At 73.5% G+C, this 15,162-nt stretch carries 13 protein-coding genes; 9 read left to right on the plus strand and 4 right to left on the minus strand.

Features of this window, described 5'->3' with window-relative positions:
- Positions 1-41: 41 nt before the first annotated feature.
- Positions 42-947: a glutamate ABC transporter substrate-binding protein gene (locus ACZ7BZ_RS28040; protein WP_380454837.1), complete on the minus strand. Its 906-nt coding sequence runs from the start codon at positions 945-947 to the stop codon at positions 42-44.
- Positions 948-1,066: 119 nt separating this feature from the next.
- Entirely contained in the window at positions 1,067-1,840 is a 774-nt protein-coding gene (locus tag ACZ7BZ_RS28045) for an amino acid ABC transporter ATP-binding protein (protein ID WP_380454835.1), read from the minus strand.
- A gap of 393 nt (positions 1,841-2,233) precedes the next feature.
- Between ACZ7BZ_RS28045 and ACZ7BZ_RS28050 the strand changes: the two genes are divergently transcribed.
- On the plus strand, positions 2,234-2,992 hold the full coding sequence (locus ACZ7BZ_RS28050) for a response regulator transcription factor (RefSeq protein WP_380454833.1): 759 nt from the start codon (positions 2,234-2,236) through the stop codon (positions 2,990-2,992).
- A 6-nt stretch (positions 2,993-2,998) separates the two neighbouring features.
- Positions 2,999-4,432 (plus strand): sensor histidine kinase, encoded by a 1,434-nt coding sequence (locus tag ACZ7BZ_RS28055; protein WP_470360762.1) that lies wholly within the window; start codon positions 2,999-3,001, stop codon positions 4,430-4,432.
- A 77-nt stretch (positions 4,433-4,509) separates the two neighbouring features.
- On the opposite strand, the gene ACZ7BZ_RS28060 is transcribed toward ACZ7BZ_RS28055, so the two are convergent.
- On the minus strand, positions 4,510-5,529 hold the full coding sequence (locus ACZ7BZ_RS28060; RefSeq protein WP_470360763.1) for a TAXI family TRAP transporter solute-binding subunit: 1,020 nt from the start codon (positions 5,527-5,529) through the stop codon (positions 4,510-4,512).
- A gap of 121 nt (positions 5,530-5,650) precedes the next feature.
- Between ACZ7BZ_RS28060 and miaB the strand changes: the two genes are divergently transcribed.
- On the plus strand, positions 5,651-7,153 hold the full coding sequence (miaB, locus tag ACZ7BZ_RS28065) for a tRNA (N6-isopentenyl adenosine(37)-C2)-methylthiotransferase MiaB (protein ID WP_470360764.1): 1,503 nt from the start codon (positions 5,651-5,653) through the stop codon (positions 7,151-7,153).
- Between the two features lie 90 nt (positions 7,154-7,243).
- The gene (locus tag ACZ7BZ_RS28070) at positions 7,244-7,942 is read left to right on the plus strand and encodes a class III extradiol dioxygenase subunit B-like domain-containing protein (protein ID WP_470360765.1); all 699 of its coding nucleotides are present in this window, start codon (positions 7,244-7,246) and stop codon (positions 7,940-7,942) included.
- Positions 7,943-7,948: 6 nt separating this feature from the next.
- Here ACZ7BZ_RS28070 and ACZ7BZ_RS28075 read toward each other — a convergent pair whose 3' ends face one another.
- Positions 7,949-8,206, minus strand: a complete 258-nt coding sequence (locus tag ACZ7BZ_RS28075) for an antitoxin (RefSeq protein ID WP_380454823.1) — start codon at positions 8,204-8,206, stop codon at positions 7,949-7,951.
- Between the two features lie 177 nt (positions 8,207-8,383).
- On the opposite strand from ACZ7BZ_RS28075, the gene miaA reads away from it, so the two are divergent.
- From miaA to hflX, 5 genes are all read left to right on the plus strand, one after another.
- Positions 8,384-9,319, plus strand: coding sequence for a tRNA (adenosine(37)-N6)-dimethylallyltransferase MiaA (gene miaA, locus ACZ7BZ_RS28080; RefSeq protein WP_470360766.1), 936 nt, complete (start codon positions 8,384-8,386; stop codon positions 9,317-9,319).
- A gap of 229 nt (positions 9,320-9,548) precedes the next feature.
- Positions 9,549-10,061 (plus strand): hypothetical protein, encoded by a 513-nt coding sequence (locus tag ACZ7BZ_RS28085; RefSeq protein WP_470360767.1) that lies wholly within the window; start codon positions 9,549-9,551, stop codon positions 10,059-10,061.
- Between the two features lie 100 nt (positions 10,062-10,161).
- Positions 10,162-11,070 (plus strand): diaminopimelate epimerase, encoded by a 909-nt coding sequence (dapF, locus tag ACZ7BZ_RS28090; RefSeq protein ID WP_470360768.1) that lies wholly within the window; start codon positions 10,162-10,164, stop codon positions 11,068-11,070.
- Between the two features lie 167 nt (positions 11,071-11,237).
- The gene (locus ACZ7BZ_RS28095) at positions 11,238-13,622 is read left to right on the plus strand and encodes a RelA/SpoT family protein (protein ID WP_470360769.1); all 2,385 of its coding nucleotides are present in this window, start codon (positions 11,238-11,240) and stop codon (positions 13,620-13,622) included.
- Positions 13,619-15,121 carry a GTPase HflX gene (hflX, locus tag ACZ7BZ_RS28100; protein WP_380454814.1) on the plus strand — a complete coding sequence of 501 codons (1,503 nt, stop codon included), beginning with the start codon at positions 13,619-13,621 and terminating at the stop codon, positions 15,119-15,121. The genes ACZ7BZ_RS28095 and hflX overlap by 4 nt, the downstream gene beginning before the upstream one ends.
- Positions 15,122-15,162: the final 41 nt, after the last annotated feature.

A 15,162-nucleotide genomic window follows, 5' to 3' on the forward strand; every position in this document is an offset into this window, starting at 1 on the left:
TCACAGATGGTCAGAACGGGTGGTCGGGTACGGCGGCCGGATCAGTAGCGGTCGAGGGTCGGGATCGCCGGGGCGGCCGAGCCGGACGCGCCCAGGGTCGCGTCGTAGGCCTTCTTCCAGTCGCCGTTGTCCTCGTGGGCCTTGAGGGCGTCGCTGATCGCGTCGCGCAGCGCCTTGTCGTCCTTGTTGAGGCCGACGCCGTAGTTCTCCTTGGTGAACGGCTTGCCGACCACCTTGAGCTTGGGGGAGTACTTGGAGGCGTAGCCCTTGAGGATCGCGTCGTCGGTGGTGACCGCGTCGACCTCGCCGGACATCAGCTTCTCGACGCAGGCCGAGTAGGTGTCGAACTGGGTGATCTTCGGGTTGTACTGCTGGATGTTCTTGATCGAGGTCGAGCCGGTGGCGGTGCAGATGTTCTTGCCGCTGACGCTCTCCGGGCCGGTGATCGAGGTGTTGTCGCTCTTCACCAGGAAGTCCTGGCCGGCGATGTAGTACGGGCCGGCGAAGGAGACCGTCTTCTTGCGCTCGTCGTTGATGCTGTAGGTGCCGACGTAGAAGTCGATCTGGCCCTTGGCGATGGCCGGCTCGCGCTGCGAGGAGACCAGGGTCTGCCACTTGATCTGCTGCGGGGTGAAGCCGAGGTCGGCGGCGACCATCTTGGCGATCTCGATGTCGAAGCCGCTGCGGTCGCCGCTGGCGACGTCCTCCCAGCCGAGGTTCGGCTGGTCGGCCTTGGCGCCGATGATCAGCTGGCCGCGCTTCTTGGCCTCGGCGATGACCGGGGAGTCGACCTTGACGTCGGTCTTGACCGTGTAGGTCGGCAGCGCCGGGGCGTTGCTGGCGCTCGCCGCGTTGGAGGAGGCGGGCGTGCCGTCCTTGCCGCAGGCGGCGGTGGCGGTGAGCGCGACGGCACAGAGGGCCACGGCGAGGGTGCGGGAAGTCCTCATGAGGGTTGTTCTCCTGGGGCTGGGCCGCGGCATCAACCGGGCTCTGGCGTCTGGAAGTCGTGCACGGGCGGGGCCGGTCGGCGCCGTTGCCGGCCGCGGCCCCGCGTGGTCTCGAAGGGTCAGTGGTGGAGGATCTTCGAGAGGAAGTCCTTGGCGCGGTCGGAGCGCGGCGCCGTGAAGAAGGCGTCCGGGGTGTTCTGCTCGACGATCTTCCCGTCGGCCATGAACAGCACCCGGTTGGCGGCGGAGCGGGCGAAGCCCATCTCGTGGGTGACCACGACCATCGTCATGCCGTCGGCGGCCAGTTGGCGCATGACCTCCAGCACCTCGTTGACCATCTCCGGGTCGAGGGCCGAGGTCGGCTCGTCGAAGAGCATCACCTTCGGCTTCATCGCCAGCGCCCGGGCGATCGCCACGCGCTGCTGCTGGCCGCCGGAGAGCTGGGCCGGGTACTTGTCCGCCTGCGCCCCGACGCCGACCCGCTCCAGCAGTTCGCGGGCGGTCTTCACGGCGTGCGAGCGGATCACCTTGCGCACCTTGACCTGGGCGAGAACGACGTTCTCCAGCACGGTCTTGTGCGCGAACAGGTTGAAGCTCTGGAACACCATGCCGACCTCGGCGCGCAGCTTGGCCAGCTCCCGGCCCTCGGCGGGCAGCGGGCGGCCGGACAGCGTGATCGTGCCGGAGTCGATGGACTCCAGCCGGTTGATCGTGCGGCAGAGCGTGGACTTGCCCGACCCGGACGGGCCGATCAGCACCACGACCTCGCCCTGGCTGATCTCCAGGTCGATGTCCTGCAGCACGTGCAGCGCGCCGTAGTGCTTGTTGACCTTGTTCAGCACGACCAGCGGGGCGGCTGCGGGGGTGGAGTCCTCGACCGGCTTCTCGGACATCGCGCCTTGCTCCCTTTTGTGTCGAACTGAGATGGTTCCTGCCTGCCGGAGGAGTCCCAACTCCCTTGGGCGGCAAAGGTGGTACGTATCCGGGAGCCGCGACCGGCGGAGCCGCAGCCCCCGGTGGGCCGACCATAGGAGCGCTGACGGTGCCCCGTCAGCCGATCTGAGCGGAACTTGAGGATCACGAAACGGCCACGCGATCCGTACGTACTGTTCGCGAGTGTGTCGACGGGGCATGTCACAGCGGGAATCCGCACCGGTGCCGGTCGTCCCCCACGAGCCCGGTGCGCGGTCGAACCTGGCGCCCGGCCGCCCGCTGGCCCATACTGCGCAGGACCGGGCCCCGCGCGAACTGGCCCGGTGATCACGTGGGGGAAGGAGGAGAACAGGATGCGACTGCTGCTCGTCGAGGACGACGAACGCGTCGCCGCGGCCCTGGTCGCGGTGCTCGGCCGGCACGGCTTCCAGGTGCGGCACGCCCGCAGCGGACACGAGGCGCTGGACGCCCTGGTGCCGGACGGCAACGAGCCGTACCGCGTCGTGCTGCTCGACCTCGGGCTGCCCGACCGCGACGGCTTCGAGGTCTGCAGTCGGATCCGGGCCGGCAGCGGGGTGCCGGTCATCATGGTGACCGCGCGCGCCGACATCCGCTCCCGGATCCACGGCCTCAACCTGGGCGCCGACGACTACGTCACCAAGCCGTACGACATGGGCGAGCTGCTCGCCCGCATCCACGCGGTCGCCCGCCGCGGCGCCCAGCCGTCCTCGGTGGCGCTGCCCGCGCCCGACGCCGTACCGCAGCAGCGCGGCCCGCTGGAGTCCCGGGGCATCCGGATCGACCGGGAGCGCCGCCGGGTCAGCGTGGACGGCCGCGACGTGCCGCTCACCCGCAAGGAGTTCGACCTGCTGGCGCTGCTCGCCCAGAGCCCCGGCGTGGTCTACCGCCGCGAGCAGATCTTCAGCGAGGTCTGGCGCAGCGGCTGGGAGGGCAACGGCCGCACCCTGGAGGTGCACATCGGCTCGCTGCGCAACAAGCTCGCGCTGCCGGGCCTGGTCGAGGCCGTGCGCGGCGTCGGCTACCGGCTGATCCCCGACTCCCCGTCCGCTCCCGCGGCCGACCAGGCCCCGTCCGCCCCCGCGGAGCACTGACCGCACGTGCGCACCCGCCTGCTCGGCATCCTGATCGCCCTCATGCTCTGCGTCCTGGCCGCCCTGGGGCTGCCGCTCGCGGCGGCTTTCGCGGCGGCCGAGCAGAGCCGGGTGGTGGTCGACCGGCTCGACGACGCCGCCCGCTTCGCCCAGGACCTGCCCACCTCGGGCGCCGCCGCCCTGGACTCCGCCCGCAAGGCCGACCCGGAGCCGGCCCCGGGCGACCTCAGCCGGCGGCACGCGATCGACGCCGAGGTCCAGCGCTACTACGACCTGTACGGCGTGCGGCTGGGCATCTTCCAGCGCGACGGCATGCCGATCGCGGTGGCGCCGCACGACTGGCGGGTGCCCGCCGTCGGCTGGGGTGCCCAGGCCTTCCAGGAGGCCCTCGACGGGCGGCGCAGCCACAACCCGCCACAGGTCTGGCCGTGGACCGAGGACCGGACGATCACCGTCGCCGCCCCGGTGGTGCGCGACGGCGACGTGGTCGCGGTGGTGCTCAGCGAGTCCCCGACCGGGGCGCTGCGGGCCAGGGTGCTGCACAAGTGGCTGGTGCTGGCCGGCGGCGAGGCGGCCGCGATGGCCGTCGCCGTGCTGCTGGCCGTCCGGCTCACCGAGTGGGTGCTGCGTCCGGTGCGCACCTTGGACCGGGCCACCCACGACATCGCCACCGGGCAGATGTCCGCGCGGGTCGCCCCCGGCGGCGGACCGCCCGAACTCCAGCGGCTGGCACGGTCGTTCAACGAGATGGCGGACCACGTGGTGCACGCCATGGACCAGCAGAAAGCCTTCGTCGCGGACGCCTCGCACCAGCTGCGCAACCCGCTCTCGGCACTGCTGCTGCGGGTCGAGGTGCTCGGCCTGGAGCTGCCCGAGGGGCACGAGGAGGAGGTCAGCGGCGTCCGGGAGGAGGGCATCCGGCTGGCCCGGGTGCTGGACGACCTGCTCGGCCTGGCCACCGCCGAGCACGCCCGCCCGGAACCCGAGCAGACCGACCTCGCCCAGCTGACCCTCGCCCGGGTGGACGGCTGGCGGCCGGTGGCCGAGCAGCGCGGGATCGAACTGCGCTGGGACGGTCCGGCGCTGGCGATCGGCATGGCGGACCCGATCGGCTTCGGCTCCGCGCTGGACGCCGTCCTGGACAACGCGCTCAAGTTCGGCCCGGCCGGCAGCCAGGTGCGGCTGCGGGTAGCGGTGCGCCGGGACGAGGTCGCGGTGACCGTCAGCGACGCCGGGCCGGGGCTGACCGAGGACGAGCTGTCCCGGGCCGGGGACCGGTTCTGGCGCAGCGCGCGGCACCAGAACGTGGACGGCTCCGGGCTGGGCCTGTCGATCGCCCGCACCCTGCTGACGGCCGGCGGCGGCTCCCTCGGCTTCGCCCCGGTCAAGCCGACCGGGCTGGCGGTGACCCTGGCGGTGCCGAGGCCGGAGCGGCCGTAGCAGCCGGAGCGGCCTCAGCAGCCCCGGCAGCCCCGGCAGGGCGCCTCAGGGCTTCACCGCCTCAGGGCTTCACCGAGTCAGGGCTTCACCGAGCGGTAGTAGCGCGCCGCGCCCTCGTGCAGCGGGAGCGGGTCGGTGTAGACGGCGGTGCGCAGGTCGACCAGCTGGGCGGCGTGCACCTGGGCGCCGATCTGGTCCCGGCTGTCGATCACCGCCCGGGTCATGCCCTCGACCAGGCCCGGGTCCACGTCGTCCCGGGTGACCAGCAGGTTGGGGACGGCCATGGTGGCCACGGCGTCCTTGGGCTCGGCGTTCGGGTAGGTGCCCTTGGGCATGGTGGCCGCCCGGTAGGCGTCCACGCCGCCGCCCTCCGCCTTGTGCAGCGCCTCCGAGAGGTCGGCCAGCGGGACGATCCGGATCCGCATGTGGTCGGAGAGGTCGGTGAGCGCGCTGGTCGGCAGGCCGCCGGACCAGAAGAAGGCGTCTATCCTGCCCTCGCGCAGCTCGTCGGAGCCGTCGCTGACGCCCCCCGGCACCGGCGTTATGTCGTGGTCCGGGTCCAGGCCGGCCGCGGTCAGCAGCCGCCTGGTCACCAGGTTCACCCCGGACTGCGGCAGGCCGACGCCGACCCGGAGGCCCTTGAGGTCGGCGGTGCGGCGCACCGTGGAATCCGCCGGGACGATCAGCTGCAGGTAGTCGTCGTACAGCCGGGCGATCGCCCGCAGCCGGTCCTTGCCGGGCCCCTGGTATTCGGCGACCGCGTCGGCGGTGGCGATGGCGAAGGTGTCCTGGCCGCTGATCACCCGGGCGAGGTTGTCCACCGAGCCCTCGGAGCTGTCCAGGGCCAGCCGCACCCCCGGCATGGTCCGCGAGACGTGGCCCTGCAGCAGCTGCCCGTACCGGTCGTAGACCCCGCGCGGGACACCGGTCGCGAAGCGGGTCTCCCCGCGCGGGTACCCCGGCGAGCGGGCCGCCGACAGCCACCAGCCGCCCAGTCCGGCGACCAGCAGCACCAGCACCAGCACCGTCCGCCACAACGGGCTGCGGGCCGCGCGGCGGACGGCGGCGCCGAGACGTGACGGATAGGTGGGGGTCATATGCAGGGATACTGCCAGGCGCTCCCGCCGAACGGGAGGGGAGCGGCGGGTGGAAAGCTCCGGAGCCGCCGTGACGAAGATCCGGGAAATGGCGGCTCGCGGCTGCCCGTACCCTGGTCTGGTGAGCGGTGAGAGCGGATTGAAGAGCTACAAGGTCGTCACGCACGGCTGTCAGATGAACGTCCACGACTCCGAGCGGCTGTCCGGCCTGCTGGAGGACGCGGGGTACGTCAAGGCCGGGCCCGAGGGCGACCCGGACCTGGTCGTGTTCAACACCTGTGCGGTGCGCGAGAACGCCGACAACAAGCTGTACGGCAACCTCGGGCAGCTCGCGCCGGTCAAGAGCCGCCACCAGGGCATGCAGATCGCCGTCGGCGGCTGCCTGGCCCAGAAGGACCGCGAGTCCATCGTCAAGCGCGCTCCATGGGTCGACGTGGTGTTCGGCACCCACAACATCGGGCACCTGCCGGCGCTGCTGGAGCGGGCCGCGGTCGAGCGCAGGGCCCAGGTCGAGATCCTGGAGTCGTTGGAGACCTTCCCCTCCACGCTGCCCACCCGCCGGGAGTCCGCGTATGCGGCCTGGGTCGCCATCTCGGTCGGCTGCAACAACACCTGCACCTTCTGCATCGTCCCCGCGCTGCGCGGCAAGGAGGAGGACCGCCGCCCCGGTGACGTCCTCGCCGAGATCGAGGCGCTGGTGGACGAGGGCGTCATCGAGGTGACCCTGCTCGGCCAGAACGTCAACGCCTACGGCTCCGACCTGGGCGACCGCGAGGCCTTCTCCAAGCTGCTGCGCGCGGCCGGGCAGATCGAGGGCCTGGAGCGGATCCGCTTCACCTCGCCGCACCCGCGGGACTTCACCGACGACGTGATCGCCGCGATGGCCGAGACCCCGAGCGTGATGCACCAGCTGCACATGCCGCTGCAGTCCGGCTCGGACCGCGTCCTCAAGGCGATGCGCCGCTCCTACCGGCAGGACCGGTTCCTCGGGATCATCCGCAAGGTCCGCGAGGCGATGCCGGACGCGGCCATCTCGACCGACATCATCGTGGGCTTCCCCGGCGAGACCGAGGAGGACTTCGAGGAGACGATGCACGTCGTCCGCGAGGCCCGCTTCACCAACGCCTTCACCTTCCAGTACTCCAAGCGCCCCGGCACCCCCGCCGCGGACATGGCGGACCAGGTGCCCAAGGAGGTCGTCCAGGCCCGCTACGACCGGCTGATCGCCCTCCAGGAGGAGATCTCCTGGGACGAGAACAAGAAGCAGGTCGGCCGCACCCTGGAGATCCTGGTCGCCGAGGGCGAGGGCAAGAAGGACGACAAGACCCAGCGCCTCTCCGGCCGCGCCCCCGACAACCGGCTGGTGCACTTCACCAAGCCCGAGGAGCCGGTGCGCCCCGGCGACGTGGTGACCGTCGAGATCACCTACGCCGCCCCGCACCACCTGCTGGCCGAGGGCCCCACTCTCGCGGTGCGGCGTACCCGGGCCGGCGACGCCTGGGAGAAGCGCCAGGCCAAGCCGGCCGACAAGCCGGCGGGCGTCATGCTCGGCCTGCCCGGCATCGGCGCCCCGGCGCAGCTGCCGCTGGCCGCCCCGGCGGGCGGCGCCTGCTGCGGCGACTGACCGGCGGGCGGCGACCGACTCGCGTGCCGTGACGGCGGCCCGGCCGGAGCTCCGGCCGGGCCGTTCGGCTTCCCGGCTAGAGTGATCGGCATGCTGGTAGCCGCCGCCGTGTGCCCCTGTCCGCCGCTGCTCGTCCCCGAGGTCGCCGCCGGGGCCGCGCCCGAGCTGGACGGGCTGCGCGCCGCCTGTGACGAGGCGCTGGCGGCGCTGGTCGCGGCCGGGCCGCAGTTGGTCGTGGCGGTCGGCGCCGGGCCGGAGGCCGAGGTGTGGACCGAGGGCGGGGCCGGCTCCTTCCACCGCTACGGGGTGCCGCTGGTCGCCAAGCTGCCCGGCGGGCGGGTAGAGGGCCCGGAGCTGGCGCCCTCGCTGACCGTCGGCGCCTGGCTGCTGGAGCGCGCCGGCGTGACCCTGCCGACGCACGCCTGCGCGGTGCCCGCCGACGCCCCCGCCGACCGGATGCTCGGCCTCGGCCAGGGCCTGGCCGGCCTCGCCGACCGGGTCGCCCTGCTGGTGCTCGGCGACGGCAGCGCCTGCCGTTCGCTGAAGGCGCCCGGCTACCTGGACGAGCGGGCCGAGGGCTACGACGCCGCCGTGGCCGCCGCCCTCGGCTCGGCCGACCTGCCGGCCCTGGCCGGCCTGGACCCGGCGCTGGCCGCCGAGCTGAAGGCCGAGGGCCGGGCGCCCTGGCAGGTGCTGGCCGGCGCCGCCGAGGGCGCCGGCCTCACCGGGCGGCTGGGCTACCAGGACGCGCCGTACGGGGTCGGGTACTTCGTGGCGTCCTGGGGCTGACCGCCGCTACGGCTGCGGGGGTCGGGGGGCCTGGCCCTCCCCGCCCTCCGGCTTCGGCTTGTGGGCGAAGTCGCCCACCGCGTCCTTGGCCTTGTCGGCGCCGTGCTCGATCTTGTCGCTGTACTTGCCCTTGGTGGCCTTGTCGATCGCGCCGCCGGCCTTGTCGACCATGTGCTCGATCTGGTCGCTGTGCTTGCCCGCGAGCTCGCTGGCCTTCTCCTTGAGCTCCTCGGCCTTGCCCTTGAGGTTGTCCATCAGACCCATGGTGATCTCCTTCTTTCGCTGTCTCCCGCACAACGCGTCCGACCGGTAAAGAGTTCGCAAAGCCGGGTCGGGGTGGAAACGGCCGGAGACCGTCCGGGAACCAGTCACATCCTCGCGCAGTGGGCGGCGGGCGGCAGCCCGGCCCCGACCGCGGCGGCGGTTTGGGAGACTGGAGCGGTGAGCAGCTCCCGTGTGATCAGCATCGTCGGCGCGACCGCCGCCGGAAAGTCCGACCTGGCCGTCGCCATCGCCCGCAGCCTCGGCGGCGAGGTGATCAACACCGACTCGATGCAGCTGTACCGGGGCATGGACATCGGCACCGCGAAGCTGACCATGGCCGAGCGCGGGGGAGTGCCGCACCACCTGATGGACGTCTGGGACGTCACCGAGGCCGCCAGCGTCGCCGAGTACCAGCGGCTGGCCCGGGCCGAGATCGACCGGCTGCTCGCGGCCGGGCGCACCCCCGTCCTGGTCGGCGGCTCCGGGCTGTACGTCCGGGCCGCGATCGACGAGATGGAGTTCCCCGGCACCGACCCGCGGGTGCGCGCCCGGCTGGAGGCCGAACTGGAGCAGGGCGGCCCGTACGCGCTGCACCGGCGGCTGGCCGAGCTGGACCCGGCGGCCGCCGAGGCGATCCTGGTCGGCAACGGGCGGCGGATCGTCCGGGCGCTGGAGGTCATCGAGATCACCGGGCAGCCGTTCACCGCCAACCTGCCGAGCAACACCGCGGTGTACGAAGCGGTGCAGATCGGCGTCGCCGTGCCGCGACCCGAGCTGGACGAGCGGATCGCGCTGCGGGTCGACCGGATGTGGGAGGCCGGGCTGCTGGACGAGGTGCGGGAGCTGGAGCGGGTCGGGCTGCGCGAGGGCCGGACCGCCTCCCGGGCGCTCGGCTACCAGCAGGTGCTGGACCACTTCGCCGGCGAGTGCACCGAGGACGAGGCACGGGCCGAGACCGTCCGGGCCACCAAGCGCTTCGCCCGCCGCCAGGAGTCCTGGTTCCGTCGGGACGACCGCATCCACTGGCTCTCCCGACCGGCCGGTACCGACCCCGTCGAGCTGCTGGAACACTCCCTCGAACTGATCGGCCGTCAGGGAGTTCCGGCCGCATAGGTGCTGTTCCGGCCAATTCGGCGGTGCACCTGCGCGCGCAGGCGACCGTGCAGGACGAACCGGGGGTCACGGCCCGATCACGTGATGGCCACGGATCACCCGAGGACCCCGGTCAGGCCCCGAACGCCCCCTCTGGACATGCCATCATCGATGCCATAAGGGTCGGCCCGCGCGGGTCGGCCGTGCCCGGCCGCGAGTCCGCTCGTGTCGAACTGTCAGGGGAGGCCGTGTGTCGACGGGTACCGGCCCCGAATCCGGCCAGAGCGGGAGCGTCACCGTACCGGCCGAGGAGTTCGACGAGTCGACGAGGGGGGACCTCCCCGTGCTGACCGGCCTGGAGGCGCCGACCTCGTACGCGGCCGCGGTGCCCGCACTGGACACCCGCACCCCGCCGGACGCCGCGGTGCACGAGCGGGAGATCCGGCCGCTGCGCCGGCTCCGCTGGTGGCAGACCCTGCCGATCGCCCTGCTCGGCACCCTCGGCTCGCTGATGTTCGCCTTCCCGCTCGCCTTCGGCTCGGCCGGGGCGCGGGCCACCATGGTCGGGATGCTCGGGCTGCTGTTCACCGCCGCCTCGGTCGGCTGGGGCGCGATGGCCGCCCGGCACGCCGGCTACAAGTGGCCGGGCCTGCCGCGCCGGGGCTCCGGGCGGCGGGCCGGCTGGAAGGCCATCGTGGTCTACACCCTGATCGCGCTGGCCGCCTGCGCGCTCGCGGTGTGGCGGGTCGCCTACCTGCGCTGAGGACGCCGCCCGGGCCCGGCCGGCCGCGGGGCCGTCCGCCCCGAGCCGTGGGGTCGGAGCGCCCGGCGGCGAGCGGGCGGGCATCAGTACCATCGGTGGGGTGAGCGCATCCTCTCCTCAGCAGGCCGGTCTCCCCTTCTTCAAGGGGCACGGCACCCAGAACGACTTCGTGATCGTGCCCGACCCGGACGGGGTGCTGGAGATCGGCCCGGAGGCCGTCGCCGCGCTCTGCGACCGGCGGGCCGGCATCGGCGGCGACGGGCTGCTGCGCGTGGTGCGGGCGGCCGCCGACCCGGCCGCCGCGAGCCAGGCCGACCGGGCCGAGTGGTTCATGGACTACCGCAACTCCGACGGCAGCATCGCCGAGATGTGCGGCAACGGCCTGCGGGTGTTCGCCCGCTTCCTGGTCGAGGCCGGCCTGGCGAAGCCCGGTGAGCTGGCGATCGCCACCCGCTCCGGGGTGCTCACCGCGACGGTCGCCGAGGACGCCGCGGACGGCACGCCCGGCGACGTCACCGTCGACATGGGCCGGCCCCGGCTGCCCGGACCGGACGGCATCGAGGTGGCCGTCGGCGAGCGGCGCTGGCCCGCCCTGAACGTCAACATGGGCAACCCCCACGCGGTGGCCTTCGTGGAGAGCCTGGACCACGCCGGGGACCTCTTCGGCGCGCCGCTCACCAGCCCCGAGGGCGCCTACCCGGAGGGCGTCAACGTCGAGTTCGTGGTGGACCGGGGCCCGCGGCACGTGGCGATGCGGGTGTACGAGCGCGGCTCCGGCGAGACCCGCTCCTGCGGCACCGGCGCCTGCGCCGTCGCGGTGGCGGCGATCCGCCGGGACGGCGTGGACCCGGCGGTCACCGGCGCGGCGGTCTCGTACACGGTGGACGTGCTGGGCGGTCGGCTGGTGATCACCGAGCACCCGGACGGCCGGGTGGACATGACCGGGCCGGCGGTCATCGTGGCCGAGGGGCGGCTGGACGCGCGCTGGTGGGAGTCGCTGAGTCGGTAGCGACGCCCCGGTTTGCCCAGTTCGTACGGTGACGAATCCCCCCGATCGGGTGATACCGGTCGCGGACGGGAATCACGGCGTCGCGGAACGTGCTCTGCTCGGTAGCATGGACCACCGGGTCACCCCACGGGGAGGGGCCGCACCCGGCGACGTTGCCGGAGGTGCCGATGACCATCGAAGCCGGGCAGCCCCCCATCACGGGGCAGCCGACGAGCGCACGGCAGGGCGGGGCCAGGAGGCCCCTCGGGGAGCTCGGCCGGGCCGCCCTCGGCCGGGCCGGGCGGGCCGCCCTGCTGGCCACCGGCCGGCCGCCGGTGCCGGACGCCCTGGAACCGCTGGTCCAGGTGCACCGACGGCACCATCCGCAGGCCGACCTCGCCCTGCTGGCCCGGGCGTACCGGCTGGCCGAGGCCAGCCACCGCGGCCAGAAGCGCAAGAGCGGTGAGCCGTACATCACCCACCCGCTGGCCGTCACCATGATCCTGGCCCAACTCGGCGCCGGGACGACCACCTTGGTCGCCTCGCTGCTCCACGACACCGTCGAGGACACCGAGTTGACGCTGGACCAGGTGAGCGCCGGGTTCGGGCCCGAAGTCGCCTACCTGGTCGACGGGGTGACCAAACTGGAGAAGGTCGACTTCGGCGCCGCCGCCGAGGCCGAGACCTTCCGCAAGATGCTGGTCGCCACCGGGGACGACGTCCGGGTGATGGTGATCAAGCTCGCCGACCGGCTGCACAACATGCGCACCATCCGGCACATGAAGCCGGCCAGCCAGGTGCGGATCGCCAAGGTCACCCGGGACGTGCTGATCCCGCTGGCCGAGCGGCTGGGCATCCAGGTGCTCAAGGCGGAGCTGGAGGACATCGTCTTCGCCACCCTGCACCCCGAGGAGCACGCCCGCACCCGCGGCCTGATGGCCGGCCACGAGGCCGAGCCGGACGCCCTGCTGGAGCCCTTCGCCCGGCAACTGGCCCGCCAGCTGGCCGAGACCGGGGTCGCCGCCGAGGTGACGGTACGGCCCCGGCACTGCGTCTCGCTGCACCGGGTGCTGCTCAAGCGGGCCGCCGCGCCGGGCCGGGACGGGCGGCCGCAGGAGCCCCAGCCGGCCGACTTCGGGCGGCTGCTGGTGGTGGTCGAGGAGAACGCCGACTGCTACGCGGTGCTCGGCGAGCTGCACACCTGCTGGACGCCGCTGCCCGGCGAGTTCAAGGACTTCGTGGCCGCCCCCAAGTTCAACCTCTACCAGTCGCTGCACACCGCCGTCGCGCTGGACGGCGGCGCGGTGGTCGAGGTGCTGGTGCGGACCCGGCGGATGCACGAGGTGGCCGAGACCGGGGTGGTCGCGCTCGGCGACCCGTCCCCGGCCGGCCCCGCCCAGGACGCCGACGAGCTGGACCGCACCGACCCGGCCCGGCCCGGCTGGCTCAGCCGGCTGCTGGAGTGGCAGCAGGAGACCCCCGACCCGGACGCCTTCTGGTCCGCGCTCACGGCCGACCTGGCCGGCGACCGCGAGATCACCGTGGTGACGGAGAGCGGCGAAACGCTTCAGCTGAGGGCCGGGGCCAGCTGCGTGGACGCCGCCTACCTGCTCGGCGAGGAGACCGGTCACCGATGTATCGGCGCCCGGGTCAACGGCCGGCTCACCGCGCTGTCCACCGTGCTGCAGGACGGGGACGTGCTCGCGGTGCTCACCGAGAGCCTCCCGGCCGGCGGCGGGGTGCAGCCGTCCGGCCCCTCGCCCGAGTGGCTGGCGCACGCCCGCACCCCGGCCGCCCGGCTGGCCATCGAGCGCTGGCTGGCCGACCACCCGGCCCGGCTGCCGGTGGTGCGCACCGGCCCGGCCGCCGGCCAGCCCGCCCCGCCCGCGCACCGGCCGGGCGAGCGCCGGACCGCCCCGGTGGCGGTGGCCGGCCGGCCCGGGGCGCCGGTGCGGCTGGCCCGCTGCTGCACGCCCGTCCCCCCGGACGAGGTGGCCGGCTACCCGATCCGCGGCGGCGCCGTGGCCGTGCACCGCACCGCCTGCCCGGCCGGGCAGCGGCTGCGCGCGGACGGGCGGGCCGAGCTGGAGGTCCGCTGGCGGCAGGAGGACGCCCCGGCGGCCGGGCACCGGGTGACCCTGCGGGCCGAGGCGCTGAACCGGCCCCGGCTGCTCGCCGACCTCACCGCGGCGATCTCCGCCGCGGGCGTCGGCATCGTCTCCGCCGAGGTCGAGCCGCCGCAGGAGCTGCGGGTCCGGCACACCTACACCGTGGAGCTGCCCGAGCCGGGCGCGCTGCCGGCCCTGATGCGGGCGATGCTCAGGGTCTCCGGGGTGTACGACGTGAGCCGGCCGCACGCCCCGGAGGGGACCCGGACCCGCGAGGGCGCGACGCGCTCCCCGGAAGGGCGCCCGGGCCGGCACTCCGGGGGAAATGGGGATGACCGGCCCGTGCCCGGCGTGCGACCATCGTGGGGAATTCACGGCCGGTCCACGGCGTTCTCAGGGCACAGGAGCCCGGGTGAGATCCAGGGGTCCTCGCCGAAGCCACCCAGCGACCAAAGGACAGAATGACCTCCACGTTCGACACCCGCGACCACGCCGACGCCCCGCGCCGCCTCGACGGTCTGCGGGCGGAAGCCCTCATGGACGAGGACCACGCGGCCATCGACGAGGACCTCGGCCACAGCTACGACGGCGACCAGTACGACCGCAGTGAGCGCGCAGCCCTGCGCCGGGTCGCCGGCCTCTCCACCGAACTCCAGGACGTCACCGAGGTCGAGTACCGCCAGCTCCGCCTGGAGCGCGTGGTGCTCGTCGGCGTCTGGACCGACGGCACCCTGGAGGAGGCGGAGAACTCGATGGCCGAGCTCGCCGCGCTCGCCGAGACGGCCGGCTCCGAGGTCCTGGACGGCGTCATCCAGCGCCGGGACAAGCCCGACGCGGCCACCTACATCGGCTCCGGCAAGGCGCAGGAGCTGCGCGACATCGTCGCCGCCACCGGCGCCGACACCGTGGTCTGCGACGGTGAGCTCACCCCCGGCCAGCTGATCCACCTGGAGGACGTGGTCAAGGTCAAGGTCGTCGACCGGACGGCCCTGATCCTGGACATCTTCGCCCAGCACGCCAAGTCCCGGGAGGGCAAGGCGCAGGTCTCGCTCGCGCAGATGCAGTACATGCTGCCGCGCCTGCGCGGCTGGGGTCAGTCGCTGTCCCGGCAGATGGGTGGCGGTGGCTCCGGCTCCTCGGGCGGCGGCATGGCCACCCGTGGTCCCGGTGAGACCAAGATCGAGACCGACCGGCGCCGGATCCGCGAGAAGATGGCGAAGCTCCGCAAGGAGATCGCCGACATGAAGAAGGGCCGCGACACCAAGCGCCAGGAGCGCAAGCGCCACCAGGTGCCGTCCGTGGCCATCGCCGGTTACACCAACGCCGGCAAGTCCTCCCTGCTCAACCGGCTCACCGGCGCGGGCGTACTGGTGGAGAACGCGCTGTTCGCCACCCTGGACCCGACCGTGCGCCGGGCCCAGACCCCGAGCGGGCGGCTCTACACCCTGGCGGACACCGTCGGCTTCGTCCGGCACCTGCCGCACCACCTGGTCGAGGCCTTCCGCTCGACCATGGAGGAGGTCGCCGACGCGGACCTCATCCTGCACGTGGTGGACGGCTCGCACCCCGAGCCGGAGACCCAGCTGGCCGCCGTCCGCGAGGTCATCGTCTCGGTCGACGCGCAGAACGTGCCGGAGATCGTGGTGATCAACAAGGCGGACGCCGCCGACCCGCACGTGCTGCAGCGCCTGCTGCGCCGCGAGCCGCACGCCATCGTGGTGTCGGCCCGCAGCGGCGCCGGCATCGAGGAGCTGCTGAAGCTCATCGACGACGAGCTGCCGCGCCCCGCCGTCGAGGTGCGGGCCCTGGTGCCCTACACCCAGGGCGCCCTGGTCTCCCGGGTGCACAAGGAGGGCGAGCTGCTCGGCACCGAGCACACCGCCGACGGCACGCTGCTGCACGCCAAGGTGCCGGCCGAGCTGGCCGCCGAGCTGGAGCACTTCACGGTCGCCCTGCAGGGCTGACCGGTCTGCCGCGGTAGCCCCCGGACGTCCGCGTCCGGGGG

The organism is Kitasatospora sp. NPDC036934 (assembly GCF_055608425.1).

Bases quoted from the DNA above. Each gene is read 5' to 3' on its own strand.
- hflX (WP_380454814.1), top strand. From the start codon at position 13,619: ATGACCTCCACGTTCGACACCCGCGACCACGCCGACGCCCCGCGCCGC.
- ACZ7BZ_RS28095 (WP_470360769.1), top strand. From the start codon at position 11,238: ATGACCATCGAAGCCGGGCAGCCCCCCATCACGGGGCAGCCGACGAGC.
- ACZ7BZ_RS28040 (WP_380454837.1), bottom strand. From the start codon at position 947: ATGAGGACTTCCCGCACCCTCGCCGTGGCCCTCTGTGCCGTCGCGCTC.
- ACZ7BZ_RS28060 (WP_470360763.1), bottom strand. From the start codon at position 5,529: ATGACCCCCACCTATCCGTCACGTCTCGGCGCCGCCGTCCGCCGCGCG.
- ACZ7BZ_RS28045 (WP_380454835.1), bottom strand. From the start codon at position 1,840: ATGTCCGAGAAGCCGGTCGAGGACTCCACCCCCGCAGCCGCCCCGCTG.
- ACZ7BZ_RS28075 (WP_380454823.1), bottom strand. From the start codon at position 8,206: ATGGGTCTGATGGACAACCTCAAGGGCAAGGCCGAGGAGCTCAAGGAG.
- ACZ7BZ_RS28070 (WP_470360765.1), top strand. From the start codon at position 7,244: ATGCTGGTAGCCGCCGCCGTGTGCCCCTGTCCGCCGCTGCTCGTCCCC.
- ACZ7BZ_RS28050 (WP_380454833.1), top strand. From the start codon at position 2,234: ATGCGACTGCTGCTCGTCGAGGACGACGAACGCGTCGCCGCGGCCCTG.